This is a genomic window from Kytococcus sedentarius, from assembly GCF_041937525.1.
Classification (GTDB): domain Bacteria; phylum Actinomycetota; class Actinomycetes; order Actinomycetales; family Dermatophilaceae; genus Kytococcus; species Kytococcus sedentarius_A.
Map to the genome: position 1 here is coordinate 1,416,066 of NZ_CP169391.1, position 25,747 is coordinate 1,441,812.

General features: G+C 71.8%; 21 protein-coding genes. 5 read left to right on the forward strand and 16 right to left on the reverse strand.

Features of this window, described 5'->3' with window-relative positions; all coding sequences use genetic code 11:
- Positions 1–30 precede the first annotated feature (30 nt).
- The 3 genes from ACEY2A_RS06615 to ACEY2A_RS06625 all read right to left on the reverse strand — a co-directional run bounded on the left by ACEY2A_RS06615 (position 31) and on the right by ACEY2A_RS06625 (position 3,955).
- Positions 31–1,644 carry an acyl-CoA carboxylase subunit beta gene (locus tag ACEY2A_RS06615; RefSeq protein WP_374927808.1) on the reverse strand — a complete coding sequence of 538 codons (1,614 nt, stop codon included), beginning with the start codon at positions 1,642–1,644 and terminating at the stop codon, positions 31–33.
- A gap of 7 nt (positions 1,645–1,651) precedes the next feature.
- A complete protein-coding gene (locus tag ACEY2A_RS06620; RefSeq protein WP_374927809.1) occupies positions 1,652–2,836 on the reverse strand; it encodes an acyl-CoA dehydrogenase family protein in 1,185 nt (394 codons plus the stop codon).
- Between the two features lie 144 nt (positions 2,837–2,980).
- On the reverse strand, positions 2,981–3,955 hold the full coding sequence (locus tag ACEY2A_RS06625) for a PfkB family carbohydrate kinase (protein ID WP_374927810.1): 975 nt from the start codon (positions 3,953–3,955) through the stop codon (positions 2,981–2,983).
- Positions 3,956–4,319: 364 nt separating this feature from the next.
- On the opposite strand from ACEY2A_RS06625, the gene ACEY2A_RS06630 reads away from it, so the two are divergent.
- Positions 4,320–6,101, forward strand: a complete 1,782-nt coding sequence (locus ACEY2A_RS06630) for a biotin carboxylase N-terminal domain-containing protein (RefSeq protein WP_374927811.1) — start codon at positions 4,320–4,322, stop codon at positions 6,099–6,101.
- A gap of 145 nt (positions 6,102–6,246) precedes the next feature.
- Here ACEY2A_RS06630 and ACEY2A_RS06635 read toward each other — a convergent pair whose 3' ends face one another.
- Both ACEY2A_RS06635 and ACEY2A_RS06640 read right to left on the reverse strand, forming a co-directional pair.
- On the reverse strand, positions 6,247–6,573 hold the full coding sequence (locus tag ACEY2A_RS06635) for a hypothetical protein (RefSeq protein ID WP_374927812.1): 327 nt from the start codon (positions 6,571–6,573) through the stop codon (positions 6,247–6,249).
- A 231-nt stretch (positions 6,574–6,804) separates the two neighbouring features.
- Positions 6,805–8,241 carry an NAD(P)H-quinone dehydrogenase gene (locus ACEY2A_RS06640; protein ID WP_374927813.1) on the reverse strand — a complete coding sequence of 479 codons (1,437 nt, stop codon included), beginning with the start codon at positions 8,239–8,241 and terminating at the stop codon, positions 6,805–6,807.
- A 49-nt stretch (positions 8,242–8,290) separates the two neighbouring features.
- Here ACEY2A_RS06640 and ACEY2A_RS06645 point away from each other — a divergent pair, with 49 nt between their 5' ends.
- Together ACEY2A_RS06645 and ACEY2A_RS06650 are read left to right on the forward strand one after the other, a co-directional pair.
- A complete protein-coding gene (locus ACEY2A_RS06645) occupies positions 8,291–9,139 on the forward strand; it encodes a purine-nucleoside phosphorylase (RefSeq protein WP_374927814.1) in 849 nt (282 codons plus the stop codon).
- A gap of 90 nt (positions 9,140–9,229) precedes the next feature.
- Entirely contained in the window at positions 9,230–10,951 is a 1,722-nt protein-coding gene (locus tag ACEY2A_RS06650; RefSeq protein WP_374927815.1) for a phospho-sugar mutase, read from the forward strand.
- A gap of 9 nt (positions 10,952–10,960) precedes the next feature.
- Here the strand turns inward: ACEY2A_RS06650 and ACEY2A_RS06655 are convergent, their stop codons facing one another.
- The gene (locus ACEY2A_RS06655; RefSeq protein ID WP_374927816.1) at positions 10,961–11,647 is read right to left on the reverse strand and encodes a PH domain-containing protein; all 687 of its coding nucleotides are present in this window, start codon (positions 11,645–11,647) and stop codon (positions 10,961–10,963) included.
- A gap of 79 nt (positions 11,648–11,726) precedes the next feature.
- On the opposite strand from ACEY2A_RS06655, the gene ACEY2A_RS06660 reads away from it, so the two are divergent.
- Both ACEY2A_RS06660 and deoC read left to right on the forward strand, forming a co-directional pair.
- Positions 11,727–12,398: a uridine kinase gene (locus tag ACEY2A_RS06660; protein WP_374927817.1), complete on the forward strand. Its 672-nt coding sequence runs from the start codon at positions 11,727–11,729 to the stop codon at positions 12,396–12,398.
- A 19-nt stretch (positions 12,399–12,417) separates the two neighbouring features.
- Complete coding sequence (gene deoC / locus ACEY2A_RS06665) at positions 12,418–13,227, forward strand: deoxyribose-phosphate aldolase (protein WP_374927818.1); 810 nt, start codon at positions 12,418–12,420, stop codon at positions 13,225–13,227.
- A gap of 15 nt (positions 13,228–13,242) precedes the next feature.
- Here deoC and ACEY2A_RS06670 read toward each other — a convergent pair whose 3' ends face one another.
- From ACEY2A_RS06670 to ACEY2A_RS06715, 10 genes are all read right to left on the reverse strand, one after another.
- Entirely contained in the window at positions 13,243–14,544 is a 1,302-nt protein-coding gene (locus tag ACEY2A_RS06670) for a thymidine phosphorylase (protein ID WP_374927819.1), read from the reverse strand.
- Positions 14,541–15,569 (reverse strand): DUF368 domain-containing protein, encoded by a 1,029-nt coding sequence (locus ACEY2A_RS06675; protein ID WP_374927820.1) that lies wholly within the window; start codon positions 15,567–15,569, stop codon positions 14,541–14,543. Before ACEY2A_RS06675 ends, ACEY2A_RS06670 begins: the two co-directional genes overlap by 4 nt.
- A gap of 521 nt (positions 15,570–16,090) precedes the next feature.
- Complete coding sequence (locus ACEY2A_RS06680) at positions 16,091–16,195, reverse strand: methionine/alanine import family NSS transporter small subunit (protein WP_374927821.1); 105 nt, start codon at positions 16,193–16,195, stop codon at positions 16,091–16,093.
- Positions 16,192–17,826 (reverse strand): sodium-dependent transporter, encoded by a 1,635-nt coding sequence (locus tag ACEY2A_RS06685; protein WP_374927822.1) that lies wholly within the window; start codon positions 17,824–17,826, stop codon positions 16,192–16,194. The genes ACEY2A_RS06680 and ACEY2A_RS06685 overlap by 4 nt, the downstream gene beginning before the upstream one ends.
- A 147-nt stretch (positions 17,827–17,973) precedes the next feature.
- The gene (locus ACEY2A_RS06690) at positions 17,974–18,417 is read right to left on the reverse strand and encodes a cytidine deaminase (RefSeq protein ID WP_374927823.1); all 444 of its coding nucleotides are present in this window, start codon (positions 18,415–18,417) and stop codon (positions 17,974–17,976) included.
- A complete protein-coding gene (locus tag ACEY2A_RS06695) occupies positions 18,414–19,760 on the reverse strand; it encodes an ABC transporter permease (RefSeq protein ID WP_374927824.1) in 1,347 nt (448 codons plus the stop codon). Before ACEY2A_RS06695 ends, ACEY2A_RS06690 begins: the two co-directional genes overlap by 4 nt.
- A complete protein-coding gene (locus ACEY2A_RS06700; RefSeq protein WP_374927825.1) occupies positions 19,757–21,040 on the reverse strand; it encodes an ABC transporter permease in 1,284 nt (427 codons plus the stop codon). Before ACEY2A_RS06700 ends, ACEY2A_RS06695 begins: the two co-directional genes overlap by 4 nt.
- The gene (locus tag ACEY2A_RS06705) at positions 21,037–22,680 is read right to left on the reverse strand and encodes an ABC transporter ATP-binding protein (protein ID WP_374927826.1); all 1,644 of its coding nucleotides are present in this window, start codon (positions 22,678–22,680) and stop codon (positions 21,037–21,039) included. The genes ACEY2A_RS06700 and ACEY2A_RS06705 overlap by 4 nt, the downstream gene beginning before the upstream one ends.
- A gap of 40 nt (positions 22,681–22,720) precedes the next feature.
- Positions 22,721–23,926 carry a BMP family protein gene (locus ACEY2A_RS06710; protein ID WP_374927827.1) on the reverse strand — a complete coding sequence of 402 codons (1,206 nt, stop codon included), beginning with the start codon at positions 23,924–23,926 and terminating at the stop codon, positions 22,721–22,723.
- 69 nt (positions 23,927–23,995) lie between these two features.
- Entirely contained in the window at positions 23,996–25,636 is a 1,641-nt protein-coding gene (locus ACEY2A_RS06715; protein ID WP_374927828.1) for a Na+/H+ antiporter NhaC family protein, read from the reverse strand.
- Positions 25,637–25,747: the final 111 nt, after the last annotated feature.

Genomic DNA, 25,747 nt, shown 5'->3' on the forward strand with positions numbered 1-25,747 from the left:
CGCGGCCTGTGCAGCCGCACGATGGCTGGATCAGACCGGCGGGATGTCCCGGCGGCGCGTGGAGAACAGACGCTCCCGGTTCCGGGCGAACTCCAGCCGCTTCAACAGCTCGTCGCGCAGCGCGTCGGCCTCGATGATGCCGTCGATCACCAGGTCGCTCGCCAGACGCTCGAGGTCCACGTCCTTGACGTACTCCTCACGCATCTGGGTCACGAAGGCATCACGCGCCTCGGTGCCCTGCTCGGCCTCGATCTCGGCGATCTTGTTGGCGTACACCGCGTTCACGGCGGCCTCGGGCCCCATCACCGCGATGCGGCCGGTGGGCAGCGCCAGGGTGGCGTCGGGCGCGAAGCCCGGTCCCCCCATCGCGTACAGGCCGGCCCCGTAGGCCTTCCGGACCACGATGCAGAACTGCGGCACCGTCGCGCTCGAGACGGCCGAGACCATCTTGGCGCCGTGGCGGATGATGCCGCCGCGCTCCACCTCCGAGCCGATCATGAAGCCCGGCACGTCCACCAGGTACAGCAGCGGGATCGAGTAGGCGTCACACAGCCAGATGAAGCGCGAGGCCTTGTCCGCGGAGTCCGTGAACAGCACCCCACCCTTGGCGGCCGAGTTGTTGGCCACCACACCGACCGTGCGGCCGTCCATGCGGGCGAAGCCGATGACCAGCTCCGGGGCGAACAGCTCCTTGATCTCGAAGAACGAGTCGTCGTCCACCAGGCCGTCGATGACCTCGTGGATGTCGAACGGCAGGCTCTCCACCTCCGGCACCGTCGTGCGCGTCAGCGGCTCCGCCGGCTCCTCGGCCACGTACGGCTCCAGCGGCGTCTGCCAGTTCTGCGGCACGTACGAGAAGTACATCCGCGCCGTCTCGATGGCCTCGGCGTCGTCCTGCACGAGGATGTCACCCACACCGGAGACGGTGCAGTGCATGCGCGCACCACCCATCTCCTCCAGCGAGACCTTCTCCCCCACCACCATCTCGGCCATGCGGGGGCTGCCCAGGTACATCGAGGCGTTGCCCTCCACCATGATCACCACGTCGGTGAAGCTGGGGATGTAGGCACCACCGGCGGCGCTGGGACCGAACAGGCAGCAGATCTGCGGGACCTTGCCCGAGAGAGCCACCTGGTTGTGGAAGATCCTGCCCGCGCCGCGACGGCCCGGGAACAGCTCCACCTGGTCGGTGATGCGGGCGCCGGCGGAGTCCACGAACCAGAAGACCGGCAGCTCCTCGCGCAGCGCCATCTCCGTGGCGCGCACGATCTTCTCCACCGTGCGCGCACCCCAGGAGCCCGCCTTCACGGTGGGGTCGTTGGCGATCACGATGGCGGGGCGGCCGTCCACGGTGCCGCGCCCGGTGACCACGCCATCGGCGGGCAGACCGGTGGCCATCGCGTTGGCGTAGCGGCCGTCCTCCACGAACGACCCCTCATCGAAGAGCAGCGCGATGCGGTCGCGCACGTACATCTTGTTCTGCGACTCGAGCTTGGCCCTGGCCTTCTCGGTGGGCGCGGCGGAGGCCTCGTGGGCGGCGTTCAGCCGGCCCCGGACGTCGGCCACGGTCTCGTCGCCGCCGGGGGTGGGCTCCGCGAAGGGCTTCACACCGGGGGTGTCGGCTGCGCTGGTGGTGGTCGTCATCGTCTGCTCAGGCCTCCAGACCCAGACCGCGGGCGATCAGCATGCGCTGCACCTCGCTGGTGCCCTCGCCGATCTCCAGGATCTTGGCGTCGCGGTAGAAACGGGCCACCGGGTACTCCTCCATGAAGCCGTTGCCACCGAACACCTGGGTGGCGATGCGGGTGGCCGTCACCGCGGCCTCGGTGGAGTACAGCTTGGCGATGGCGGCGGCCTTCTTGACCTCGGCCACGGAACGGCGGCCGGCCTCCTGCTCGTCCTTCAGCCAGGCGGCCTTGTACGTGAGCACGCGGGCGGCCTCCACCATCACCTGCAGGTCGGCCACCTGGAAGGACACGCCCTGGTAGGCGCCGATCGGCTTGCCGAACGCGGTGCGGGTCTTGGCGTACTCGGTGGTCTGCTCCAGGCAGGCCTGCGCCAGGCCCACGGCGAGCGCCGAGATGGCGATGCGACCGTCATCGAGGGTCTTGAGGAACTGCTTGTAGCCCTCGCCCACCCCACCCAGCAGATTGGCCTCCGGCACCCGGCAGTTCTCGAAGGTCAGGCCGTGGGTGTCGGAGATGTGCCAGCCGAGCTTGCGGTAGGCCGGCTCCACGGTGAAGCCCGGGGTGCCCGAGGGCACGATGATGGCGCTGATCTCCGGCTTGCCGTTCTCGCGGGTGCCGGTGCGGGCGGTCACGGTGACGCAGCTGGTGATGTCGGTGCCCGAGTTGGTGATGAACGACTTGGCGCCGTTGATGACCCACTCGCCGTTCTCCAGCGTGGCCTTGGTGCGGGTCCCGGAGGCGTCCGACCCCGCATCGGGCTCGGTCAGACCGAACCCGGCCAAGGCGTTGCCGGCCACGAGGTCGGGCAGCCACTGCTGCTTCTGCTCCTCGTTGCCGTAGGTGAGGATCGGGTTGATGCCCAGGCCCACGCCCGCGGACAGGGTGATGCCGATGGACTGGTCCACCCGGCCGAGCTCCTCGATCGCGAGGCACAGGTAGGTGAACGCACCCTCCTCGGCCATGCCGGCGCCGCCGTACTCCTCGGGCACCACGAGACCGAACAGGCCCAGCTCACCCATCTTGGGGATCAGCTCGGTCGGGAAGTGCGACTCCGCGTCCCACTTCTCCACGTGCGGGGCCACTTCCGCCTCGGCGAACTGGCGGACGACCTGGCGGAAGTCCTCGTGGTCCTTGGTCAGCTCGAACATGCGCAGGGCCTTTCGTGACGTCGGTGGTCTGAGGGACCCGCGCGACGCTCCCGCGCCATCGGGATCGGCGTCGGGGGTCGGTGGTTCGGGTCACACCACGTCAGAGCATAGGTGCTCCCGCGCGTGGTCGAGGCCCGCCCCGCCTCAGGACCGGCCCTCCAGGAAGGCGTCGGTCTCCTCGCGCCCGGGAGCGGTGTCCGGGCCGGGGCGGGTGACGGTGATGGCCGATGCGGCGTTGCCCCGCCGGCAGGCCGCCACCCAGTCGTGCTGGCCCCGCAGGTGCTCGGCCAGCATGGCCCCGCAGTGGGTGTCCCCCGCGCCGTTGGTGTCCACCGCGTCCTGGGGGAAGCCCGGCACGTCCTGCGCGGCCCCGGCGGTGCCACCGGTGACCTCCACGACGGCGCACCCCTTCTCCCCATCGCGGACGACGACGGCCTCCACCGGCGCCCCCGCATCGATGAGGTGAGCGGCCACCCCGGCGGCGGCCTCCCCCATCGAGTCGTGCTGCGCGCCGGTCAGGGCCCGGGCCTCGGCGAGGTTGGAGGTCCACACCGTGGTGGCGGCGAGCACGGCCTGGCGGTCGGGGGCGGCCAGGCCGGCGAGGACGGCACCGGGGTCCACGCACACGCCGACGCCCCGCGGCAGGCCGGCGAGGAACTCCAGCAGGGGCTCACGGGTGGGGTCGAGCAGGGTGTACCCCGAGACGCACACGATGTCGCCGGGGGCGGGCTCGCTGGTGGCGAACGAGGCCGCCGTCACCTGCCGCTCGGCGCCCTGGGTGGTGATGAAGGTGCGCTCGGCCCGGGCGTCGACGATCACCACGCAGGTGCCGGTGTCGGCGTCCCGCACGGTGGGGGCAGTGGCCGGCACGTCCGCAGCGTGCAGCGCCTCGCGCACCAGGTCGCCGCGCCAGCCGGTGCCGATGCTGCCGGCGTGCACCGCGGCGGCGCCCTGCCGGCGGGCGGCGACCAGCGTGGTGACCGCGCCGCCGGCGTACTGGGCGGCGGAGGAGGCCATGACGTTGCCGCCCAGCTCAGGCAGGGCCGGGACGTGGAACACCTCGTCCACCAGGGCCTGGGCGGTGTGCACGATGCGGGGCTGCTGCGCGGGGCGGTCCATGGGGTACAGCGTGCATCACGCACGGACGCCGGTGCCCGGGGCCGCGCGCTCCCCTTCGCCGCAGACTCACTCCACCGCGCTACAGCACGGTCAAGTAACTCCCCCGCGGGCCCAGCACCCCACCCTTCGCGCCAGACACACTCCACCGCGCTACAGCACGGTCAAGTAACTCCCCCGCGGAGCCAACTTCCGCAGGCTGAGCAGCCAGCACCCCCAGCCCGGCACCTGGGCGAGGCGTGACCCCATCGCGCTGTGCTTACTCCACCGCGCCACAACACGGTCAGGTGAGCCCCGCGCGGTTCCGGCACCCCCGCTGGCCGGTGTGGACACCAGCGGTGGCGGGCATCACGTTAGAGTGCCCCGCATGGCTCCTGTGACCTCCGTGCTGATCGCCAACCGTGGCGAGATCGCCGTCCGCATCGCCCGCGCCTGCGCTGACGCGGGCATCCGTTCCATCGCCGTCTACGCCGACGCCGACCGCGATGCCCTCCACACCAAGGTGGCCGACGAGGCCTACTCCATCGGGGGCAACACCCCCGGCGAGTCCTACCTGGTGGTGGAGAAGCTCCTGGAGGTCGCCCAGCAGGCCGGCGCCGACGCCGTCCACCCCGGCTACGGCTTCCTCTCCGAGAACGCCGACTTCGCCCAGGCCGTCATGGACGCCGGCCTCACCTGGATCGGCCCGCCTCCCTCGGCCATCGACTCCCTCGGCGACAAGGTGAAGGCCCGCCACATCGCCGATGCGGCGAACGCCCCCCTGGTGCCCGGCACCAAGGACCCGGTCGAGAGCGCCGACGAGGTGCTGGCCTTCGCGGACGAGCACGGCCTGCCCGTGGCCATCAAGGCGGCCTACGGCGGCGGTGGCCGCGGCCTGAAGGTGGCCCGCACCCGCGAGGAGATCCCCGAGCTGTACGACTCCGCCGTCCGCGAGGCCGTGGCGGCCTTCGGTCGTGGCGAGTGCTTCGTGGAGCGCTTCCTGGACGCCCCCCGCCACGTGGAGACCCAGTGCCTGGCCGACGCCCACGGCAACGTCGTGGTGGTGAGCACCCGTGACTGCTCGCTGCAGCGCCGCAACCAGAAGCTGGTGGAGGAGGCCCCGGCCCCCTTCGTGACCCCGGAGCAGGACGCCGAGCTGCGCCGCGCCTCCAAGGACATCCTCAAGGCCGCCGGCTACGTGGGTGCGGGTACCTGCGAGTACCTCATCGGCACCGACGGCACCATCAGCTTCCTCGAGGTGAACACCCGCCTGCAGGTGGAGCACCCGGTCACCGAGGAGGTCACCGGCATCGACCTGGTGCGCGAGCAGTTCCGCATCGCCGCCGGCGAGGAGCTGGGCTACGACGACCCGGAGGTGCGCGGTCACTCCATCGAGTTCCGCATCAACTCCGAGGACGCGGGCCTGAACTTCATGCCCTCCCCCGGCACCGCCTCCACCTTCCGCCCTCCGCTGGGCCCGGGCGTCCGCGTGGACTCCGGCATGGTCGAGGGCGATGCGGTGGCCGGTGCCTTCGACTCCATGCTCGCCAAGCTGATCGTCACCGGCCGTACGCGCGCCGAGGCCATCGAGCGCTCCCGCCGTGCCCTGGACGAGTTCGTGGTGGACGGCATGCCCACCGTGCTGCCCTTCCACCGCGCCGTGGTGCGTGACGAGGCCTTCGCCCCGGCGGACCCGGAGCAGCCGTTCAGCGTGCACACCCGCTGGATCGAGACCGAGTTCGAGAACACCATCGAGCCCTACGCCGGGGAGACGGCCGAGGCCGAGGAGAAGGCCCCGCGCCAGGAGATCATGGTGGAGGTCAACGGCCGCCGCATGGCCGTGAGCCTGCCCGGCGACCTCGCCCTCGGTGGTGGCGGTGGCGCGGCCGCCGGCCGGAAGAAGCCCCCGAAGCGCTCCCGCTCCGGTGGTGGCGCGGCCGCGGCCTCCGGCGACGCCGTGACGGCCCCGATGCAGGGCACCATCGTGAAGGTGGCCGTGGAGGAGGGCGCCACCGTGGCCGAGGGTGACCAGGTGGTCGTGCTCGAGGCCATGAAGATGGAGCAGCCCATCAAGGCCCACAAGGCCGGTGTGGTGACCGGCTTCAAGGCCGCCGTCGGCGAGACCGTCAACAACGGCGCCGTGATCTGCGAGATCAAGGACGCCGAGTGAGCTGAGCCCCGGACGGCGCCCCGCGCGCCGAAGGGCCGATGAGGAGGACCCCACCACCGCGGTGGGGTCCTCCTCGTCTGTGGACCGCCTGCTGACGGTCGCCCTCACGAGCTCCGTACGGTTCTGCTCGCCGAGCCGTTCGCCCTCAGCCGGCCGGCAGCTCCAGGCGCGTGGAGTCGTTGGTCAGGAGGATCGAGGCGTCCCCTGACTCCAGCAGCCACTGCCCCTCGGGGGCCGGGCCCACCGTGAACGGGCCGTTCACGACCTCCTCCACCCAGGCACGGGAGGCAGGGGGCTCGGGGCAGACCATCGCGACCTCCTCGCGGTCCGACTGGTCAGGGACCCACCGGTCGCCGTCGATCCGGAGCCCCACGTTCCACACCGCGCAGTCCTCGTGCCGCACCACCAGGGTCGGGGTGTCGCCGTCGAGTCCCCCGGTGGCGCTCAGCTCCACCACTCCGGAGAGATCCATCTCCTCACCCTCGGGGCTCGTGCCGCGCAGACTCTGGAAGGGGCCGCACGCCGTGTTCGCCACCGTGGGATCCGTGCACCGGCCCTCGGCCCGCGACCCACTCGGGGAGGTCGCACCGGGGGCGGGGTCCGTCCCCGGTACGTCCTCGTCGTCACACCCCGTGGTCGCGAGCACCGCCGCGGCCAGGACCGCACCGGTCCTGGCCCACCGCCACCGGATCCCGGACACGGGTCAGTCCTCGTCGCGCGAGTGCAGGCGCCGGGCCGCCTCGGCGATGCTGCCCGTCATCGAGGGATAGACGGTGAACGTGCTGGTGACCTGGTCGACCGTCAACCGGTTCTGCACGGCCAGGGCCACCGGGTAGATGAGCTCGGAGGCCTGCGGGGCCACCACCACACCCCCGACGACCACGTCGGAGCCCTGGGTGGCGAACAGCTTGACGAATCCGTGGTGCAGGTTGCGCATCTTGGCCCGCGGGTTGGCGGCCAGCGGCAACATGATCTCGTTGACGCCCACGGCACCCTCACGCTGCTCCTTGGCTCCGAAGCCGACCGTGGCGATCTCCGGATCGGTGAAGATGTTGGAGCTCACGCCACCGAGCCGCAACGGGGCCACCGCGTCGCCCAGCGCGTGGCTCATCGCGATGCGCCCCTGCATCGCGGCCACCGAGGCCAGTGGCAGCACGGCGGTGCAGTCACCCGCGGCATAGATGCCCCGCGCGGAGGTGCGCGAGACCTTGTCCACCAGGATGTGCCCCGACTCCGAGGTCTGCACCCCGGCCTCGGACAGGCCCAGGTCCTCGGTGTTGGGCACCGACCCCACGGCCATGATGCAGTGCGATCCGGTGACGGTGCGGCCGTCGGTGAGCGTGACCAGCACCTCGTCACCCTCGCGGGTCACGGAGTCGGCGCGCGCGCCGTTCATCACCTGCATGCCCCGCTCGCGGAAGACCTCCTCCAGCACCTCGGCGGCATCGGCGTCCTCGCCCGGCAGCACCCTGTCGCGCGAGGAGACCAGCACGACCTCGCACCCCAGGCCCAGGTAGGCGTGGGCCAGCTCGGCACCGGTCACGCCCGAACCCACCACCACCACCTTGCTGGGCAGCGAGGTGAGGTCCCAGACCTGCTGCCAGGTGAGGATGCGCTCGCCGTCGGGCTGGGCCGTGGGCAGCACGCGCGGCGAGGCGCCCGTGGCCAGCAGCACGGTGTCCGCCCGCAGCGGCTCCCGGGAGCCGTCGGGGCGCTCGACCTCCACGTAGTCGCGGCCCAGCAACCGACCCCGCCCCTCGATGACGGTGACCCCCGCCTCGGTCAACGAGCTCGCGATGTCGGCCGACTGGGCCGACGCCAGGTCCATCACACGACGGTTCGCCGCGCCCAGGTCGATGTGGGCCTCCACCCCGTGGCGCACCGGTTCCTTGGTGGACGGGTCGCCGTCGTCCTCGGCGAAGCCCACCCCCATCCGTCCGGCGTACTCGAAGCGCTGGCGGAACTCGGCCGTGGCGATCAGCGTCTTGGAGGGCACGCAGTCGGTGAGCACCGAGGCGCCACCCACACCGGTGTCCTCCACCAGGCTGACGCGGGCACCGGCCGCGGCAGCCGTGAGGGCGGCCTCGTACCCACCGGGGCCGCCGCCGATGATGATGACCTCAGGAGAGTTGTCCAGCATGGGTCCATCCAACCACTGCAGGCGGGCGCGAAGTCGTTAGGCTGGGCGCGTGCTCAACCCCAACGCGACCAGCCCCTTCGACGACCCGGCCACCGACCCCCGGGAGGTGGCTCGGCAGGCAGCCGCGGACGTCGCCCGGCTCTCCGGCGTGGAGCGCCACGACATCGCCCTGACCCTCGGCTCCGGATGGGGCCGGGCGGCCGACCTGCTGGGCGACCCGGTGGCCTCCTTCGACCAGTCCGAGGTCACCGGCTTCCCGCCTCCGGCTGTTGAGGGCCACTCCAGCGTGATGCGCTCGTTCGCCGTCGAGGGCCACGACGGCCGCACCCGCCACGTGCTGGTCTTCGGCAGCCGCACCCACTTCTACGAGGGCCACGGGGTGCGCCCGGTGGTGCACACGGTCCGCACCGCCGCCGCCGCGGGATGCGACACCATGGTGCTCACCAACGGGTGCGGCGGCCTGCGCCCCGAGTGGGCCCCCGGCACCCCGGTGCTGATCGCCGACCACATCAACCTCACCGCGCACTCCCCGCTGGAGGGCGCCACCTTCGTGGACCTCACCGACCTGTACACCCCGCACCTGCGACAGGTGGCCCGCACCGTGGACGCCAGCCTGGAGGAGGGCGTGTACGTGCAGTTCCGCGGGCCGCACTACGAGACCCCCGCCGAGGTGCGCATGGCCAAGGCCATCGGGGGCGACCTGGTGGGCATGTCCACCACGCTGGAGGCCATCGCCGCCCGGGAGGCCGGCATGTCCGTGCTGGGCCTGTCGCTGGTCACCAACGCCGCGGCCGGCATCAGCGAGAACCCCCTGAGCCACACCGAGGTCATCGAGGCCGGTCAGGCCGCCTCTTCCCGATGCGGTGAGCTGCTCGCCGGCATCGTTCCCCGCCTCTGATCCCGCCCCCCCTCCCGTCACCCCCGCCCCGTACCGATCCCGCCAGCACCACCGGGCACCCTCAGCGCCCACCACCGAACGGAGACCACCGTGGAGCCGACCCCCGCACCGCAGGACCTGCTGGACCGTGCCCGGACCTGGCTGGACGACGATCCCGACGAGGAGACCCGGACCGAGCTGCAGGGGGTGCTGGACGCGCTGACCGGTGAGGACGCCGACCACGCCGACCTCGCCGATCGCTTCGCCGGCACGCTGGAGTTCGGCACCGCGGGCCTGCGCGGCGCCATCGGGGCCGGGCCCAACCGCATGAACCGCTCCGTGGTCATCCGCGCCGCGGCGGGCATCGTGCGGTGGCTGCAGCAGCGCGAGAGCGACCCGGTGGCCTCCCCCACCGTGGTGATCGGCTACGACGCCCGGCACCGCAGCCACGACTTCGCCCTGGACACCGCCGCCGTGGTGGTGGGCGCCGGCGGCAACGCCATCGTCCTGCCCGAGGCGCTGCCCACCCCGGTGCTGGCCTTCGCCATCCGCCACACCGGTGCCGATGCGGGGGTGATGGTCACCGCATCGCACAACCCGCCGCAGGACAACGGGTACAAGGTGTACCTGGGCGACGGCAGCCAGATCGTCTCGCCGGTGGACGCGCAGATCGCCGAGCACATCGCCGCCGTGGAGACGGTGGCCTCGGTGCCGCGGGCGGAGTCCGGCTGGCTGACCGCCACCGACGACGTGCGCGAGGCCTACCTGAAGGCCGCCTGCAGCGTGGTGGACCCCAGCGGCCCCAAGCAGCTCTCGGTGGTGCACACCTCCCTGCACGGTGTGGGCAACGACCTGGTGGTCCAGGCCTTCGAGCAGGCCGGCTTCTCCAGCCCCAAGACCGTGGGCTCCCAGGCCGAGCCCGACCCGGACTTCCCCACCGTGGACTTCCCCAACCCGGAGGAGGCCGGGGCGATGGACGAGGCCCTGGCGCTGGCCGCCCGCGTGCAGCCGGACATCGTGCTCGCCAACGACCCGGACGCCGACCGGTGCGCGGTGGCTGTCCCCGACCCCGACGCCATCACCCCCCAGGACCCGGTGGGCTGGCGGATGCTGCGCGGTGACGAGGTGGGGGCGCTGCTGGGCGCACACATCCTGCGCCGCGCGGCCGAGACCGGTGGCCTTCCCGAGGGTGCCGTGTTCGCGAACTCGATCGTCAGCTCGCGCCTGCTCTCGCGGATGGCGGCGGCCGCCGGTGTGGAGCACGTCGAGACCCTCACCGGCTTCAAGTGGATCGGGCGTGTGGAGAACCTGGCCTTCGGCTACGAGGAGGCCCTGGGCTACTGCGTGGACCCCGAGCACGTGAAGGACAAGGACGGTGTGAGCGCGGCCCTGATGGTGGCCGACCTCGTGGCCCGCCTGCGGTCCGGCTCGCGGACGCGGACCGTGCTGGAGGTGCTGGACGACCTGGCCCTGGAGCACGGCGTGCACGCCACCGACTCGTTCAGCATCCGCGTGGACGAGCTCGAGCAGATCGCCACCGTCATGACCCGCCTGCGCGAGGAGCCGCCGTCGACCCTGGGCGGCTCGCAGGTGGTCGAGGAGGACGATCTCGCCCAGGGGTGGAACGGGTTGCCGCCCACCGAGGGGCTGCGCTGGGTCCTGGCCGACGACACCCGGGTGATCGTGCGCCCGTCGGGCACCGAGCCGAAGGTGAAGGTCTACCTCGAGGTGGTGGTGCCGGTGGAGAAGGGCGACCTGCCCCGCGCCAAGCACCTGGCCCGTCAGCGGCTCGCGGGCGTCCGCGAGGAGATGGAGCGCCTCACCGCCCTGTGAGGCCTGCCCTCAGAGGGCCCAGACCAGCAGCGGCAGCAGCAGGCCCACCGCGAACGCCGCGGCCGGCAGCGGCTCGATGCGGGTACGCGTCGGCGTCGGATCGGCCTCGATGACCCCATCGGTCAGGGCGTCGGCATGTGCGTCACGCGCGCCGCGCACCGTGCTGGCCACGTGCTGGAGGTCCTCCGGCAGGGTCGCCGCGGGCGGGGCGTCCGGGTCCTGCCCACGGCGCCGGGCGTCCTCGGGGCGCAGCAGGCCCAGCCCGGTGACGTCCGCCGAGTGGTCCAGTCCGGACGGGTCCCTGAAGGACGAGCCCACCGCCCACGCGCGGTGCATGCCCTTCTCGGACTCCACCTCGAGGCTCCAGCGCGAGCCCACCCGACGCATCCGCTGCCACGGCACGGTGGTGGTGCGGACGGGGTTCACGATGGTGAGCCCGTACGGATCCAAGGTGATGCGGGGGCGCCAGATGAGCACCCAGGCCAGCGCCGAGCCCGCGATGGCCAGCCACACCGTCACCCAGGACATCGGCCGCGTGACCAGCGCGAGCACGATGAAGCACACCGCCAGCAGCCACGAGATGACGGCCAGGATGCGGGCCTTCTTGGGGTGGACGACCTGTGCGGGGCGGCCGGCGCCCACCGCGCCGTCGACGCTCTCGGCCGTGGGGTCGGCACCGGTCGGGTGGGAGGACATCGAGGGGACTCCGTGGGGGTCGGGGACAGAGGAGCGCACGGGGCCTGGTGCCCTTCCTGCGCACGTAGGATCATCCCTCATGGCCGACGTTCCCCCCGCCGCACCCTCCCCGGACCGCCCCGCGGACCCGCAGCCGGAGACCGGCGCCCGGGTGCTCCTGCTCACCGGCCCCAGCGGAGCGGGGAAGACCCGCCTCGCGCGGCGGCTCGGGCAGACCCACGGCTGGCCCGTGGTCCCCCTGGACGACTACTACCACCCCCACGATGCCGAGGGGCTGCCGCTGCGCCCCGACGGCCTGGTCGACTGGGACCACGTGGGCACCTGGGACGCGGACGCGGCCGTCGCCGGCCTGCACGCCCTGGCCACCCACGGGCGGGTGGACGTGCCCACCTACGACATCTCGAGCTCCTCGGTGGTCGGCCACCGCCTCATCGAACGGGCGGAGGCGCCCCTCATCGTGGCCGAGGGGATCTTCGCCGCCCACCTGGTGGGGCGCCTGCAGGAGAACGGTCTGCTCGCCGCCGCCTGGTGCATCACGGCCGGGCCGTGGGTGACCTTCTCGCGCCGTCTCGCGCGCGACCTGGCCGAGCGGCGCAAGCCCCCCGCGGTGCTCTGGGAGCGCGGCAACCGCCTGCGGCGCACCGAGCCGGAGTTCGTGGCCCAGCAGCGCACGCTGGGCGCCCGCGTGATGTCGCCACGCGCCGGGGAGCGCACCGCGGCGGTCCGATGGGGAGCGGGCCGCGACGCCTGACGGCAGTAGGCTGGCGCGCATGACTGCACGCTTCGCGCCCGGTACCGAGCTCACCCTCCAGCAGGTCGCCGACCTGTTCGACCACGCCCTGCTCAAGCCCGAGCTGACCACCGAGGACGTCCGCGCCGGTGTCGCCGAGGTGGCGGCCCTCAACGCGTTCAGCGTGTGCGTGCGGCCCAGCGACATCCGCCTCGCCGCCGAGACCATCGCCGCCACCACGGCCTCCGGCGCCGGTGAGGGCGACGGGGAGCCCAGCCGCACCACGGTGTGCACCGTCATCGGCTTCCCCCACGGCACCACCTCCACCGCCGCCAAGGTGGCCGAGGCCGAGCAGGCCATGGCCGACGGCGCCACCGAGCTGGACATGGTGCTCAACATCGGCCGCCTGCGCAGCGGCGAGAACGATGCGGTGCGCGAGGACATCGCGGCCGTGGTCACCGCCGGCCACGCCCAGGACGTGCCGGTGAAGGTGATCTTCGAGACCGCCCTGCTGGACGACGCGCAGAAGAAGGCCGCCTGCCAGGCCTCCGAGGCTGCGGGGGCGGACTTCGTGAAGACCTCCACCGGGTTCGCCGGCGGCGGTGCCACGCTGCCGGACGTGCGCCTGATGCGGCAGAACACCGCCGAGTCGGTGCAGGTGAAGGCCTCCGGCGGCGTGCGCGACGTGGACACCCTGCTGGCCATGCTGGCCGAGGGCGTCACCCGCATCGGCACCAGCTCCACCGCCGGGCTGCTGGCCGAGGCCCGCGAGCGCCTGGCCGCCGGCACCCTGGTGGTGCCGGAGCCCGCCGACGCCCTGGACACCCCGGAGCCGGACAGCCTGTACTGAGCCCCGGCTCTGCGCTCAGGCCGTGATGCGGTCGATCACCAGGGTGCGCTCGAAGGGCTCGGCGACCTCATCGATGGTGACGGCGCCGGCGAGCGTCTCCACTCCGCGCTGCAGGCGCTCGGCGGTCTCGGTGTAGCAGGTGAAGAGCACCTGGCCGGCCTCCACCCGCTCGCCGACGCCCGCGTGCCAGCGCACGCCCGCCCCGGCCTGCACCGGGTCCTCCTTGCGCGCGCGGCCCGCACCCAGGCGCCACGCGGCCACGCCCACCTTGTAGGCGTCCATCTCGGTGATCACGCCGCTGGTCTCGGCAGTCACCTCGGCGGTGTGCTCCCCCAGCGCCAGCTCGGCCTCGGCGTCACCACCCTGGGCGGCGATCATCTGCTTCCAGACCTCCAGCGCCTTCCCGGAGTCGAGCACCTGGGCGACGTCCACCTCATCGGCCCCCTCGATGCCCGAGGCGAGCACCATCTCGCGGGCCAGCGCGATGGTCAGCTCGCGGACGTCGGCCGGTCCCCCACCGGAGAGCACCTCCACGGACTCGATGACCTCCAGCCCGTTGCCGGCGGTGCGGCCCAGCGGGGCGGACATGTCGGTGAGCAGGGCGACGGTGGTGACGCCCGCCGCATCGCCCAGGGCCACCATGCGCTCGGCCAGCGCGCGGGCATCGGCCTCGGTCTTCATGAACGCGCCGGAGCCCACCTTGACGTCCAGCACCAGGGCGCCGGTGCCCTCGGCGATCTTCTTGGACATGATCGAGCTCGCGATGAGGGGCAGCGCCTCCACGGTGCCCGTCACGTCGCGCAGGGCGTAGAGCTTCTTGTCCGCCGGGGCCAGGCCCGCGCCCGCGGCGCAGATGACGGCGCCCACGTCCTCGAGCTGCTGCATCATCGCCTCGTTGGAGAGGTCGGCCTGCCACCCAGGAATGGCCTCGAGCTTGTCCAGGGTGCCGCCGGTGTGGCCCAGCCCGCGGCCGGAGAGCTGCGGCACGGCCACCCCGCAGGCAGCCACGAGGGGGGCCAGCGGGAGGGTGATCTTGTCGCCCACCCCGCCGGTGGAGTGCTTGTCGGCCGTGGGGCGGCTGAGGGCGGAGAAGTCCATGCGCTCCCCCGAGGCGATCATGGCCTGGGTCCAGCGGGCGATCTCCTCGGGCTCCATGCCGTTGAGGTAGATGGCCATGGCCAGGGCCGACATCTGCTCGTCGGCCACGTCCCCGCGGGTGTAGGCGTCGATGACCCAGTCGATCTGGTCGTCGGAGAGGCGCCCCCCATCGCGCTTGGTGCGGATGATGTCGACGGCGTCGTGCTGCGTGGCGTTCATGCCCCCATGGTTCCACGCTCGGGCCCGCCACCGAAGCGGCGCTCGACCACCACCAGGCCGGCCACCACCAGGGCGCCCAGGAGCGCCAGCAGGAGCGGACCGACCAGGGGCTCCCCGGGAGCCAGCAGGGCGCCGGTGTCGTGCTCGCCCTCGACGGCCTGCCAGGGCCACAGGGCGCGCAGCGAGCCGATCATCAGCCCCGTCATGACCAACAGCGTCACGTAGCGGTGGCGGCTCAGCAGGTAGCGGAGCACCTGCACGAACGAGGCGAGGCCCAGCATCGCGCCCAGGCCGAAGACGGCGATGTAGCCCAGGTTGCGCTCGTCGATGGCGGACATGGTGGGGGCGTACAGGCCGATGGCCAGCAGGAAGAAGGACCCGGAGACGCCGGGCACCACCAGGGCGCAGATCGCCACGGCAGCGGCGAGGAAGACCACCATCAGGTTGGGCTCCAGGCTGCCCCCGCCCCCGGCCAGCTGCATGAGCAGGAAGCTGACCACCGCAGCGGCCACCACCAGCAGCACCGAGGGCACGGCGCCCAGCACGGGCTGGCCGCTCACCTCATCGGATCGGCGGCTGTCGCGTGCCATGAGGAGGGGCACGGCGATGGAGGCGGCCACCAGGCCCAGGAAGAGACCGCGGGCGTGTTCCGGGTGGTCCACCACGAAGGCCGCCATCGCGCCAGCGGCAAGGAGGACCGCCGAGGCCATGCCGATGAGCACCGGGACGAGCAGGGCCCAGTTGCTGCGGCGCAGCTCGGTGGTGAAGCCCTTCCACCGGTCGGGCCCCAGCACGAGGCGCTTGACCGCGGAGACGGCGTGGGCGGCGGAGTCGATCAGCTCGTCGTAGACCCCCGTGACCAGGGCGACCGTCCCTCCGGAGACCCCGGGCACGAGCTCTGCCATGCCGATGAGGAAGCCGCGCACCAGGTTCAGCAGCAGGCTCAGCGGTGAGGGGCGCGAGGCGTGCGACGTGGAGGCTGCGGGGGAAGGCGTGGCGTCTGCGGGCGCGGGTCGGCTGGCCATGGGCGGCGAAGATCCTTCGATGGGTGGCAGGTGCGCCGGAGCCTACCCGGGAGTCGCCACTCCCCCGTGCTGCTCGCCTGCGCCCCCTCCCCGGCCCTTCCCCGCGCGGGCCTCACTCCACCGTGCTGTGACGCGGTCAAGTAACACTGGCCCGATGCGGTGACGCCCCGCCTCTCGCCGTGGGCACCCCAGCTCGGCGGCTGCTGCCCTCCGCGCGGGGGCCACTCCACCGTGTTGTGACGCGGTGAAGTGAGTCTGGCGCGAAGGGGGGACTGCCGGCCTCCGCGCGGGGGCCACTCCACCGTGCTGTGACGCGGTGAAGTGAGTCTGGCGCGGGGTGGGCGGGTGGCGCGGGGTGGGCGGGTGGCGCGGGGTGGGCGGGCGCGGGGTGGGCGGGCGCAGACACGCGCGAGGCGCCGCCGGGCCACTGCCCAGCGGTGCCTCGCGCCCGGTGCCGTGCACCCCGGGAGGTGGATGCACTCACGCCGTGGTGCCTGCACCCAGGAGGGGACCGGGGTGCGTCAGTCCTCGTCCGGGTGCGCCATCAGGTGACGCAGGGCGAGCGCCAGGGCCCCCCAGATCACCGTGAGGTACGCGATCATCATGATGATGGCCTCGGTGCTCATGCACGGCCTCCTTCCACGCACTCGGGCGAACGGTGCCCAGCGGTGTCGTTCAGGTCGTTGCCGTGCTCGTCGAGCTCGTGGGCGCGGGCCCGCTCGTGCTCCTTGATCCACGGCACCACGGTGAGCACCAGGGCCAGCGCCACCAGGGCTGCGGTCATGCCCCACCCGAAGATGTTGATGAACTCAGACGGGTAGTAGACCGGGTTGCCGGCGTCGTCCGTGCCGGACTGGTAGCCCTTGGTGATGAGCTTGCTGACGCTCTGCCAGGTGGCCAGGGCCAGCACGGCCGGGGTGATGACCGCGACGCAGAGCATCCAGATCTTGCCCACCTTGAACGAGCTCACCGCGTTGAGGTGGCGAGCCAGCCCCGGCAGGGCCCGGGCCACGAAGGCCAGGGTCAGCGCCATCAGGCCGGCCGCCGTCACCAGGATCACGTTGTTGACCCAGGCGTCGGTCACGTCGAGCACGTGCAGCGCCGTGCTGCGGGCGTACAGGAACAGCGACACCGCGGCCATGACCACACCGGTGAGCAGGGTGCCCGCGCGCGGCGAGAGGCCGAACTTCTCACCGAACGCCGCACCGACCACCTGCATGAGGCTGATCAGCGAGGTGATGCCGGCCACCACGAGGCAGCCGAAGAAGAGCACCCCGAAGACCGCACCGAAGGGCATCTCGTTGATGAGGGCGGGGAAGACCACGAAGGTCAGACCCGGGCCGCCGGCGGCGGCATCCTCGACGCCCACACCCTGCTGCAGGGCCAGGAAGCCCAGGCAGGCGAACACACCGATGCCGGCGAGGACCTCGAAGCTGGCATTGGAGAAGCCCACCACCAGGCCGGAGCCGGTCAGGTTGGTCTTGCGGCGCAGGTAGGAGGCGTAGGTGAGCATGGCACCGATGGCCACCGAGGTGCTGAAGAACACCTGCCCGTAGGCCGCCACCCAGACGTCGGGGTCCTTGATGGCGTTCCAGTCCGGGGTGAAGAAGGCGTCCAGGCCCTGGGCGGCGCCCTCCAGGAACAGGGCCCGCACCACCAGGGCGCCGAACACGAGGATCAGCAGCGGCAGGAAGATGCGGTTCACCAGCCCGATGCCCTTGTCCACGCCGATCACCACGATGGCGATGCTGACGGCCCACAGGCCAGCCAGGGCGATGAGGGTGGGCGTGACGAAGTGGCCCAGCGCGCCGATCTCGGTGACCTCCAGCAGCTCACCCTCGAAGAAGGCGCCGGTGTCCTGGCCCCACTCCTTGGTGAATGCGTAGATGAGGTAGCGCAGTGCCCAGGCCAGCACCACCGCGTAGTACGTGGCGATGACGAAGCACATGAGCACCTGCACCCAGCCGAAGGGCTCCAGCCAGCGGCGCAGCCGCTTGAAGGCCAGCGGGGAGGCCCCGCGGTACTTGTGGCCCAGGGCGTAGTCAAGGAAGAGCAGCGGGATGGCTGCCGTGGTCAGCGCCACCAGGTAGGGGATGAGGAAGGCGCCGCCGCCGCTCTCGTAGGCGACCATCGGGTAGCGCCAGATGTTTCCCAGGCCCACAGCGGAGCCGATGGCGGCCAGGATGAAGACGCTCCGGGCGGAGAAGGCCTCACGGCCTCCGCCCGACGTCTCCCCGGCGTCGGAAGGGCGGTGCACGGAGGCTCCGCCGGCATGCTGAGACATTGTCGACCTCGGTCTCGAGAGGAACAGGACGGCCGAAGTCTGGCCCTCTCCTCAGCCCACGGGGAAACCCCCGGGCACGGTTCCGCCGGATCGTTGTACAACCGTGATGATCGCCGGTGCTCAGGCCAGGTCGTCGGGCCCGAAGGCCAGAGGCACCAGCTGGTCGACGGTCCGCGGTTCCCCGTCCGGTGCCATCACCAGGCAGTCGCCACCGCCGTGCTCCACCAGCAGCTGACGGCACCGCCCACAGGGCATGACCACCTCGCCGTCGCCCTGCACACAGGCCACGGCCACCAGGCGTCCACCGCCGGTGTTCACGAGCTCGCTGACCATGCCGCACTCGGCGCACAGCGTGACGCCGTAGCCCGCGTTCTCCACGTTGCAGCCCGAGACCACGCGCCCGTCGTCCACCAGGCCGGCTGCACCCACCGGGTACTGCGAGTAGGGGGCGTAGGCGCGGCGCATGGCCGAACGCGCCGCATCGAGCAGTGCGCCCCACTCGATGCGGTGAGCGTCGCCCGGCGCCGTGTGACCGCCCGCGCCAGTGCTGCCCGTGGTGCTCACGAGCGGCCCTTGACGTAGGCCTTGCCCTCGGCCGCGGGCGCGCGCACCTTCCCGACCAGGCCCGCCACGGCCACGATCGTCACCAGGTAGGGCAGCATCAGCAGCAGGTCGGTGGGCAACGGCGAGCCGATGGAGGACAGCACGTTGCCCAGGTTCTTGGTGAACCCGAACAGCAGCGCGGCCACCACGGCACCCTTCGGGCTCCACCGGCCCAGGATCATGGCCGCCAGGGCGATGAAGCCGTTGCCCGCGGACATGTCACGCCCGAAGGCCAGACCGGCGCCGATGGTGAAGAAGGCACCACCCAGACCGGCCACCGCACCACCGATGAGGGTGTTGATCACCCGCAGGCGGTTGACGTCCACACCCACCGTGTCCGCGGCCTTGGGGTGCTCGCCGATGGCGCGCGTCCGCAGGCCCCAGGTGGAGCGGAAGAGCATGACGTGCAGCAGCACCAGCAGCACGTACATCAGGTACACGAGGATGGTCTGCTTGAACAGCACCGGGCCCAGCACCGGGATCTCCGAGAGCAGCGGGATGGGCAGCTCCGGCAGCGCCTGACGGGCGTTCCACGTCTGGCGGTCCTGGCTGAGCAGGGTGGAGAAGAAGAAGCCCGTCAGGCCCAGCACCAGGGTGTTGAGCACCACGCCGACGATGATCTGGTCCACCCGGAAGACCACCGCGAAGAGCACCAGCAGTGCACCCACCAGGGCGCCCGCGATGGGGGCGGCGATGAGCCCGAACCAGGCATTGGCCGCCAAGGAGGCCACCACCGCCGCGGCAAAGGCGCCGAACAGCAGCTGGCCCTCGATGGCGATGTTGATGACGCCCGAGCGCTCACACAGGATGCCGCTCATGGCGCCGAAGATCAGCGGCACCGAGAGCGCCAGCGCACCGGCCAGCAGCGAGGTCACCGGCACGACCGCGCCGGTGCCGGCGGCCGCCCACACGAGTGTGCCGGTGATGAAGGCCAGGCCACCCACCACGTGCACCCAGACCGGCGGGCGCCCCTTGGCCCAGACCACCCAGGCCGTCGCCCCGGCGAAGAGCACACCGAGCAGGACCGCGGTCAACCACGAGGGAACCGTCACCTCGGGGATCTGGAAGAGGACGTCGGACCCGGTGAACCGGAAGGTGGTCTCGGCGTCGGAGGGGCTGCGCAGGACGTAGACGCCCCACATCAGGAGCAGGCCCAGCAGGTAGACCGCAGCGACCCCCCATCGGGGCTTGCGGGCGGTGTGGGCCATGCCCTGGGGCGCGGGGCCGGAGTCGGCCTTCGCGTCGCGGGGCGCGTGCCCCGGCTGGGGGCCGGAGGCGGTGGCCGGAGCCATCGGGGTGCTCATGCTGCGGCCTCCTGCTTCGTCGCACGGGCGGAGCGCGCGGCGCGGGGCCGGCGCGGGCGGTCGGGGTCGGGCAGGCGGAAGACCATCCGGACCAGCGGCGGCGCCGCGATCAGCAGGACGATCACCGACTGCAGGACCAGGATGATGTCGATGGGGGTCTGCGTCACCGACTGCATGACGAAACCACCGGCCTTCAGCGCACCGAAGAGCAGGCCCGCCCAGAAGACACCCCATGCCCGCGAGCGCCCCAGCAGGGCCACGGTGATGGCGTCGAAGCCCAGCGAGCCGGCCACACCAGCGGTGAGGAACTGCTCGGTGCCCTGCACCTGGGAGGAGCCGGCCAGACCGGCGAGCAGGCCCGCGATCACCATGGCCGCGATGGTCACGGTGCCCACGTTCATGCCGGCCGTGCGGGCCGCGTCCTGGTTGGCGCCCACCGCGCGCAGGCGGAAGCCCAGCGTGGAGCGCTCCAGCAGCCACCAGACGGCCACCGTGGCCAGGACGGCCACGAGGAAGGCCGCGTTCAGGCGGAAGTCGTCACCCAGCAGCGAGGGCCACAGCGAGTTCTCCCCCAACCGCGGCGACTTGGGCTGGTTGGAGCCGGTCTCCTGGAAGGCCGAGGTGGTGAGCAGATAGGCCACGAGGTACACGGCCGTGTAGTTGAGCATGATCGTGACGATCACCTCGTTGGCGCCGGTGCGGGCCTTGAGCAGGCCGGGGATGAAGCCCCACAGCGCGCCACCCAGAGCCGCACCCAGCGCCGCCACCAGCAGGTGCACCACCGGCGGCAGGTCGAAGGCGAAGCCCAGGTAGCTGCCCAGGATGGCCCCCAGGATGATCTGGCCCTGGGCACCGATGTTGAACAGCCCGGCGCGGAAGGCCACGGCCACACCCAGGCCCGCCAGCACCAGGGGCACGCTGAAGACCAGCGACTCGGTCAGCGGGCGGATCTGGCGGGAGAAGCTGGTGGCGTCCGGGTTGAAGACGGCGCCCTTGAAGAGGGAGACGTAGGCCTCGGAGACCGCGGTCCACAGGGCACCCAGGAGGTCACCGGGGCGGGCGAAGAAGTAGCCCGCCGCCTCGCGCACCTCCTCGTCGGCGATGGCGATGAGCACTGCGCCCAGCACCAGTGCGAGCACGACGGCGAGCGCGGAGATGAGCAGGTTGCCGGTGACGATGCGGTGGAACAGGCTGGTCCGCTCGCGGGCGCCCGGGGAGCTCCCGGCGCCGGTGAGCTCGGACGGCTCAGTGATCGTCGGCTCCGGGCCGGGGCTCGTCATCGGTCCTCCTGGGTGAATGCACGCGTGGCCCCCGTGGCCTCGGCATCGGGGCGCTCGATGGGGGTCTGACGCTCGGCCGCGACGCTGACGCCCCGGTCGGCGGCGCTCAGGGCGGTCTCATGGGTGGCGGCGCTCGCGCGGGCCTCCTCGGCCGGCACGCCGGCCATCATCAGGCCCAGCACGTCACGGTCGGTGTCACCGGGCACGATGTCGACGATCCGGCCGCGGTACATCACCGCGATGCGGTCCGACAGGGCCAGGACCTCGTCGAGCTCGGTGGACACGATGACCACCGGGGTGCCCTTGTCGCGCTCGGCGACGATCTGGGAGTGGATGAACTCGATGGAGCCGACATCCACTCCGCGGGTGGGCTGGCTCGCCACGAGCAGGGTCAGGTCGCGACCCATCTCCCGGGCCACGACCACCTTCTGGGCGTTGCCTCCGGACAGGGTGCTGATGGGGTCGTGCACCGAGCCGATGCGGATGTCGTACTCCTCGACCCGTCGCTCGGCGTTCTCGGTCAGCTTGCGCGGCGAGAGGCTGAAGCCGTTGCCGGCCTCCGGGGAGGAGTAGCGGTCCAGCACGAGGTTCTCGGCGATGGTGAAGCTGGCCACCACACCGTCGGTGGAGCGGTCCTCGGGGATGAAGCCCAGGCCGCCGGTCAGACGCTGGTGCACGGACTGGCGCAGCAGGTCGCGGCCCGCGAGGGTGACGCTCCCCCCATCGGCCTCCTCGATGCCCAGGAGCACCTCGGTGAGCTCGGTCTGGCCGTTGCCCTGCACCCCGGCGATGCCGAGGATCTCCCCGGCGCGCACCTGCAGGTCGATGTCGTCGACCATGACGGTGCCGTTGTCGGCCACCACGCGCAGCTGCTGCACGTCGAGCACGACCTCGCCCGGTGTGGCCGGCTCCTTGGCCACCTGCATGGAGACCGAACGGCCCACCATCAGGGCGGCCAGCTCACTCTCGGAACTGGAGGGCTCGGCCTCGCCGACCACCTCCCCGCGACGGATCACGGTGATGCGGTCGGCGATGGCGCGGACCTCGCGGAGCTTGTGCGTGATGAACACGATCGACGTGCCGGAGGCCGCGAGCTCCCGCATGATGCCGATCAGCTCGTCGGTCTCCTGCGGGGTGAGCACCGCGGTGGGCTCGTCGAGGATGAGGACCTTCGCGTCCCGGCTCAGTGCCTTGATGATCTCGACGCGCTGCTGCGCGCCGACCGGAAGGTCCTCGATCACCGCGTCCGGGTCGATGTCGAAGCCGAACCGCTCCGACAGCTCGCGGACACGGCGGCGGGCGGCACCCAGGTCCAGCATCACGCCGGAGCCCTCGTGCCCCAGGGCGATGGACTCGGCCACGGTGAAGACCGGCACGAGCATGAAGTGCTGGTGCACCATGCCGATACCGGCCGCCACCGCGTCACCGGGTCCGGAGAAGCGGACGGTCTGCTCGTCGAGCAGGATGCTCCCCTCGTCGGGCTGGTGCAGGCCGTAGAGCACGTTCATGAGCGTGCTCTTGCCCGCACCGTTCTCACCCAGCAGGGCGTGGATCTCGCCACGCTCCACCACGAGGTTGATGTCGCGGTTGGCCACCACCGACCCGAAGGCCTTGGTGATGCCGCGGAGTTCCAGCTTCATCGAGCGCGTCCCGTCCGTCGTCCCTGGGTGCCGCCGGTGGTCACTTCGGGGTGTTCTCGGACTCGACCTTCAGGTCACCCGAGGCGATCTGTCCGCGCAGGTCCTCGATCTCCTTCTTGAGCTCGTCGGAGACCTCACCGTCGAAGTCGTGGTACGGGGCCAGGCCCACGCCCTCGTTCTCCACGGTGCCCACGTACGGGGTGTTGTCGAAGGAGCCGGTGGCGCCCTGCTGCACGGCGGTGAACACGGCCTCGTCCATCTTCTTGACGACCGAGGACATGATGATGTCGCCGTACTCGGTGGACTCGTAGCCGTCGGTGTCCACCCAGATCAGCTTGGCGCCGTCCTTGCCCTCGACGGCCTGCGCGGCACCGGCGCCCACGGGGCCGGCCACCGGCATCACGACGTCCACGTCCTGGGCCAGGAACTGCTCGGTGAGGGTCTTGCCCTGACCGATGTTCTCGAAGTCACCGGAGAAGGCGCCCTCCTGGGACTCCTTGTTCCAGCCCAGCACCTGCACGTCGGCGTCCTTGGCCTCGTTGTAGTGCTTCACACCGTCGGCGTAGCCGTCCATGAAGACCGCGACGGACGGCAGCTGCACACCACCGAAGGTGGCGACCTTGCCGGTCTCGCTCATGCCGGCGGCGAGGTAGCCACCCAGGAAGGCGGCCTCGGCGGTGTTGAACAGCAGCGGACGGACGTTCTCCGCGGTGGTGGGCGTGTCCCCATCGGCCAGCGCGGCGTCCACGAGGGCGAAGTCGATGTCGCTGTGCTGCTTGGCGGCCTCCTGGATGGCGTCCTCGAGCATGAAGCCCACGCCGATGATCATGTTGCAGTTCTGCTGGTTGACCAGGGAGTCCACGTTGGGGGTGAAGTCGGCCTCGCTGCTGGACTCCACCTGGGCGATCTGCACGCCGAGCTCCTCCTTGGCGCGCTCGAGGCCCGCGAAGGAGGTCTGGTTGAACGACTGGTCGTCGAACCCACCCTGGTCGGAGACCATGCAGGCCTTGTAGTCCGTGTCGACCTCGCCGGCCACGGCGTCGCCCGACTCGCCCTCACCGGACTCGCCGGACTCACCCTCGCCCGACTCAGCGGACTCGTCGCCCGTCGCGTCACCGGACTCAGCGGACTCGGCGCTGGTCCCCTTGCTGGTCTCGTCGCCGGACTCCTCGGGGGCATCGCCGCACGCCGAGAGCGCCAGGGCACCGGCCGCGAGGACGCTGGCCACCTTCATGGAAACTCGCATGATCACTCCTGTGGGGTCTGTGCCACACAGACGTGACACGGCGCACATCGTACGCCGCCGAGTGACCCGTCACGTGCGAGCCGGCCGGGCGACGCCAGCAGCCCTGAGCCCCAGCACAATTGCGATGACCGACAGGACCGCCACACCCAGTCCGACCAGGCCGTTTCCTGTGACGGCGAGCACCGCGTACCCGATGGCGGACGCCAGCCCCCCGGTCAACGCGTAGGGCAGCTGGGTGTTGACGTGGAGGGGCAGGGTGGTGCCAGCACCGGTGGCCGACAGGATGGTGGTGTCCGAGATCGGCGAGCAGTGGTCGCCCAGCACGGCCCCGGCCAGCACCGCGCCCAGGGCGGGGATCACCAGCTCCGGGGCGCCCACCCCCATCAGCATCTCGCCACCGATCGGCAGCAGGATGCCGAAGCTCCCCCACGAGGTGCCGGTCGCGAAGGCGATCACCCCGGCCACCACGAACAGGACCAGCGGCAGCCAGACGGCCCCCAGACCGGAGGACTCCACCAGGCCGGCCATGTACTCACCGGTGCCCAGCTGGCTGATGAGGGCCGCGGTCACCCAGGCCAGGATCAGGACCAGCACCGCCGGCAGCATCGAGCGGATGCCGTTGAGCCAGCCGAGGCCGAACTCGCGGACCCCGAACCGGCGGTCGGCCACCGTCTCGGCCAGGTACACGCCGACGGCGACGACCAGGCCGAGCAGCCCGCCCCAGGCCAGCGAGTGCGTGACCTGGGTGTACTCGAACATCTGCAGGACGGTGGGAGAGGCGACGTCGTCGGCCACGGCGGCCCGGTGGCCGGTGATGAACAGGGCGGCAACCACCCCGAGGGTCAGGGCCAGGAAGGGGGCGACGAGACCGGCGATCCGGCCGGGGCGCTTCACCGGGAGCTCCTCGGTGAGCTCCCCCGCCGGGTTCTCCGAGGGGTCGATGGAGTCACCCGTGCGCAGCGTGCGCTCCTCCTCCTTGAGCATGGGCCCGGCGTCCACGCCGAGCACCACGACCAGCGCCACCATGACCAGCGCCACCCACGCGTAGTAGTTCATGGGCACGGTGGCCAGGAAGGCACCCAGAGCGGAGTGGTCCAGCCCCGCAGCGGCCACGATGGGGGCCACGAGCAGGATGATGCCGGCACCCCAGCTGGAGAACGGGGCCAGCACGCAGACCGGCGCGGCCGTGGAGTCGATGAGGTAGGCCAGCTTGGCGCGCGAGACCTTCCGCGCGTCGGTGACGGGCTTGGAGATCTGGCCGACGGCCAGGGCGTTGAAGTAGTCGTCGATGAAGATCGCGACGCCCAGCAGCGCCGCCATCGCCTGGGCGCCCCGCCGGGTGCGGATGCGCCCAGAGGCCCAGTCCGCGAACGCCCGCGCGCCACCGCTCATGGTGATGAACGCCGTGATCACGCCGAGCATGAACAGGAAGAGGATGATCAGCGCGTTGTAGTCGTTGAAGCCCCGCTCGTCCGGGTCCCCGGTGAACACCCAGAAGATCTCCGCCAGGGCGGTGCCGATGGCCTTGACCGCCTCCAGCGGATTCCCGTCGAAGAGCACCAGCGCCGCGGCCACGATGCCGGCCCCCAGGGAGAGCATCACCCGCTTGGTGGCCACCACCAGTCCCACCGCGATGAGGGGCGGCACGAGGCTCAACCAGGGAGCCGCATCGAGCCAGGCGGACGGGGCGTCGGCAGTCAGGACGGTCACCCCGACAGCCTAGGCCCGCGGGGACCGTCTCGGGGGGCGCTGCGGCCGCGCACGGAGGCGCCCACCGGGTTGCGCGAAGGCCACCCCCCGCCGGGCGCTCCGGCGGGAGAT

Excerpts from the sequence above, each read along its gene's own strand:
- ACEY2A_RS06640 (WP_374927813.1), bottom strand. The coding sequence starts at position 8,241 with ATGCTGGACAACTCTCCTGAGGTCATCATCATCGGCGGCGGCCCCGGT.
- ACEY2A_RS06700 (WP_374927825.1), bottom strand. The coding sequence starts at position 21,040 with ATGACGAGCCCCGGCCCGGAGCCGACGATCACTGAGCCGTCCGAGCTC.
- ACEY2A_RS06615 (WP_374927808.1), bottom strand. The coding sequence starts at position 1,644 with ATGACGACCACCACCAGCGCAGCCGACACCCCCGGTGTGAAGCCCTTC.
- ACEY2A_RS06655 (WP_374927816.1), bottom strand. The coding sequence starts at position 11,647 with ATGTCCTCCCACCCGACCGGTGCCGACCCCACGGCCGAGAGCGTCGAC.
- ACEY2A_RS06695 (WP_374927824.1), bottom strand. The coding sequence starts at position 19,760 with ATGAGCACCCCGATGGCTCCGGCCACCGCCTCCGGCCCCCAGCCGGGG.
- ACEY2A_RS06630 (WP_374927811.1), top strand. The coding sequence starts at position 4,320 with ATGGCTCCTGTGACCTCCGTGCTGATCGCCAACCGTGGCGAGATCGCC.
- ACEY2A_RS06625 (WP_374927810.1), bottom strand. The coding sequence starts at position 3,955 with ATGGACCGCCCCGCGCAGCAGCCCCGCATCGTGCACACCGCCCAGGCC.
- ACEY2A_RS06705 (WP_374927826.1), bottom strand. The coding sequence starts at position 22,680 with ATGAAGCTGGAACTCCGCGGCATCACCAAGGCCTTCGGGTCGGTGGTG.
- deoC (WP_374927818.1), top strand. The coding sequence starts at position 12,418 with ATGACTGCACGCTTCGCGCCCGGTACCGAGCTCACCCTCCAGCAGGTC.
- ACEY2A_RS06635 (WP_374927812.1), bottom strand. The coding sequence starts at position 6,573 with ATGGATCTCTCCGGAGTGGTGGAGCTGAGCGCCACCGGGGGACTCGAC.
- ACEY2A_RS06680 (WP_374927821.1), bottom strand. The coding sequence starts at position 16,195 with ATGAGCACCGAGGCCATCATCATGATGATCGCGTACCTCACGGTGATC.
- ACEY2A_RS06620 (WP_374927809.1), bottom strand. The coding sequence starts at position 2,836 with ATGTTCGAGCTGACCAAGGACCACGAGGACTTCCGCCAGGTCGTCCGC.
- ACEY2A_RS06675 (WP_374927820.1), bottom strand. The coding sequence starts at position 15,569 with ATGGCCAGCCGACCCGCGCCCGCAGACGCCACGCCTTCCCCCGCAGCC.
- ACEY2A_RS06660 (WP_374927817.1), top strand. The coding sequence starts at position 11,727 with ATGGCCGACGTTCCCCCCGCCGCACCCTCCCCGGACCGCCCCGCGGAC.
- ACEY2A_RS06710 (WP_374927827.1), bottom strand. The coding sequence starts at position 23,926 with ATGCGAGTTTCCATGAAGGTGGCCAGCGTCCTCGCGGCCGGTGCCCTG.
- ACEY2A_RS06670 (WP_374927819.1), bottom strand. The coding sequence starts at position 14,544 with ATGAACGCCACGCAGCACGACGCCGTCGACATCATCCGCACCAAGCGC.